This window comes from Microbacterium sp. HMWF026 (assembly GCF_003061325.1).
Taxonomy (GTDB): domain Bacteria; phylum Actinomycetota; class Actinomycetes; order Actinomycetales; family Microbacteriaceae; genus Microbacterium; species Microbacterium testaceum_E.
Genome location: NZ_QAJB01000211.1, coordinates 1 through 2,860 on the forward strand (window position 1 = coordinate 1; position 2,860 = coordinate 2,860).

The following is a 2,860-nucleotide window of genomic DNA, read 5'->3' on the forward strand; positions in this document are numbered from 1 at the left end:
ACAGCACCCGCCGCCGCACCGCCACCGCCGCCGCCGCGACAGCACCCGCCGCCGCACAACCGCCGCGCGTCCCCCCGCCGGCGGGGTCACCGCGGGGCGTGCGCCTCCAGGAACTCGTACATCTCGGTCGTGTCGACGCCCGGGAACGACCCGGTCGGCAGGGTCGCCAGCAGCGTGCGCGGGGTCCGGACGTTCGGCCACGCCTGACCGCGCCAGGCGTTCTCGAGGGAGGCGGGCGCTCGTCGGCAGCACGTCTCGACGGCGTGACGCGAGACGGCGCGGTTGGTCGTGTCGCGGCCTCTGAACCACCGCGTGTCGTCGAAGCGCACGCCCACGCTGACCGAGTGCGCGCCCTCGCTCGACTGCTCCACGCGGGCGGTGCACCAGTAGGTGCCGTTGCCGGTGTCGGTGTACTGGTAATACGGGTTGAACAGGTCGTCCTCGTCGAAGACCACGCGGCTCGTCCAGCGCCGGCAGCACATCTGCCCCTCGATGGAGCCGAGCCGGTCGGTGGGGAAGTTGACGTCGTCGTTCTCGTACGCCTTCGTGATCGTGCCCGACTCGTGCACTTTGAGGAAGTGCACCGGGATGCCGAGGTGCACCGTCGCCAGGTTGGTGAAGCGGTGCGCGGCGGTCTCGTACGACACCGAGTAGGCGTCGCGCAGATCCTCGATGCTGAGCGCGCGTCGTTCCTTGGCCTCGCGCAGGGTCGGGACGACGTGCTCCTCGGGCATGAGCAGGGCACCCGTGAGGTAGTTCGTCTCGACGCGTTGGCGCAGGAACTCGTCGTAGCTCGTCGGCTCGCCGTGGCCGAGGATGCGGCTCGACAGCGCCTGCAGCACTGCGGCGCGCGGGTCGCCTTTCGCGACCCGCGTCGACAGGTACAGCCGTCCGTTCTTCACGTCGGCGATGCTGCGCGTCGACGACGGCAGGTCGGGGACGTAGTGCAGCGAGAACCCGAGGTGCGCGGCGATGTCGCTCGCCCCGCGCTGCGTCAGCGGCCCGCCCGGATGCTCGATCGCCGCGAGCATCCCGGATGCCACGCGCTCCAGCTCGGGGAAATGGTTGTCCTGCGTGCGCATCAGCCGCCGGAGCGCGACGTTGGCGCGGCGGGCCTCTTCGGGGGTGGCCGACCGCTCCTCGCGCAGGCGTTCGATCTCGCCCTGCAGCGCGAGCATCGCGGACAGCACCTCGTCGGGGACGGACCGGCCGACACGGAACGGCTCGATCCCGAGCGCTTGGAACGTCTGGCCCCGCATGGCCCGTTCCACCGAGATCTCGAGCGCCGCGCGGGCGTCGAGGGGTTCCGCATCCAGGATCTGATCGAGCCGGCACTCCAAAGCCCGCGCGATCGCCTGGAGAAGGGTGAGCTTCGCTTCGCGGCGGCCGTTCTCGATCATCGACATCTGGCTCGGCGCGCGCCCGACGGCGGCGGCGAGGTCGTCGAGGGTCAGACCGCGCGCGGTGCGCAGCTGCCGGATGCGCCGACCGATGGTGAGGGTGTCCACCTCTTCATGGTCGAGCGGGAGGGATGCCGCGGGGAGGGAGACGCCGGTGTCCATACCGGAAGGTTCTCACAAGAACAGAAGATCGGTCGATCTTCACAGCGACATTCCTCTTGCAGGGGGTGGTTTTTCGCGGACAGTGGTCTGCACGGGGCACCGACGCCCCGGCACCCGAAGGAGGACGACATGACGATCCAGGCCACCCCCGCCCAGCAGCCCCTGCGCCCCGGCGACCAGACCGAGACCGCCGATGAGATCCGCGCCGCGTGGCAGAACGACCCGCGCTGGGACGGCATCGAGCGGACGTACACCGCCGAGGACGTCGTCCGCCTCCGCGGGAGCGTCCGCGAGGAGTCCACGCTCGCGCGCCGGGGAGCGGAGAACCTGTGGAACCTCATCCACACCGAGGAGTACGTCCGCGCACTCGGCGCCTACACCGGCGGCCAGGCCGTCCAGCAGGTGCGCGCCGGGCTCAAGGCCATCTACCTGAGCGGCTGGCAGGTCGCCGCGGACGGCAACCTCGCGGGGCAGACCTATCCCGACCAGAGCCTGTACCCCGCCAACAGCGTGCCCGCGGTCGTCCGGCGCATCAACAACGCGCTGCTCCGCCAGGACCAGATCGAGCGCGCCGAGGGAGAGATCACGCAGGACTGGCTCGCGCCGATCGTGGCCGACGCCGAGGCGGGGTTCGGTGGGCCGCTGAACGCCTACGAGCTGGCGCAGTCGCTGATCGCGGCGGGGGCCGCCGGCATCCACTGGGAAGACCAGCTCGCCAGCGAGAAGAAGTGCGGTCACCTCGGCGGCAAGGTGCTCGTGCCCACGCAGCAGCACATCCGAACGCTGAACGCCGCGCGCCTGGCCGCGGACGTCGCGGGGGTGCCGACGGTGATCATCGCCCGCACCGACGCGCTGGCCGCCGACCTGCTCACCAGCGACGTCGACGAGCGCGACGCGGCGTTCCTCACCGGCGAGCGCACCAGCGAGGGCTTCTACCGGGTGCGACCCGGACTGGATGCCGTGATCTCGCGCGGTCTCGCCTTCGCCCCCTACGCCGACCTGATCTGGGTCGAGACGGGCGAACCCGACATCGAGCTGGCCCGCCGCTTCGCCGAGGCGATCCACGCCCGCTACCCGGGCAAGAAGCTCGCCTACAACTGCTCGCCGAGCTTCAACTGGAAGCGCCACCTCGACGACGAGCAGATCGCCACGTTCCAGGCCGACCTGGCCGCTCTCGGCTACGCCTTCCAGTTCATCACGCTGGCCGACTTCCACGCCGTGAACCACTCGATGTTCGACCTCGCCCGCGGCTACGCCGAGCGCGCCATGAGCGCGTACGTCGAGCTGCAGGAGGCCGA

At 70.8% G+C, this 2,860-nt stretch carries 2 protein-coding genes; one reads left to right on the forward strand and one right to left on the reverse strand.

From position 1 onward, the window contains the following. Window positions 1-86: 86 nt before the first annotated feature. Window positions 87-1,562: an XRE family transcriptional regulator gene (locus DBR36_RS08765; RefSeq protein ID WP_258222661.1), complete on the reverse strand. Its 1,476-nt coding sequence runs from the start codon at window positions 1,560-1,562 to the stop codon at window positions 87-89. Window positions 1,563-1,691: 129 nt separating this feature from the next. On the opposite strand from DBR36_RS08765, the gene aceA reads away from it, so the two are divergent. Further along, a partial coding sequence (gene aceA, locus DBR36_RS08770) for an isocitrate lyase (protein WP_108318610.1) occupies window positions 1,692-2,860 on the forward strand: 1,169 nt, incomplete at its 3' end.

What these genes read in the sequence shown, in the direction of transcription:
- DBR36_RS08765 (WP_258222661.1), bottom strand. Translation starts at nt 1,562, where the DNA reads ATGGACACCGGCGTCTCCCTCCCCGCGGCATCCCTCCCGCTCGACCAT.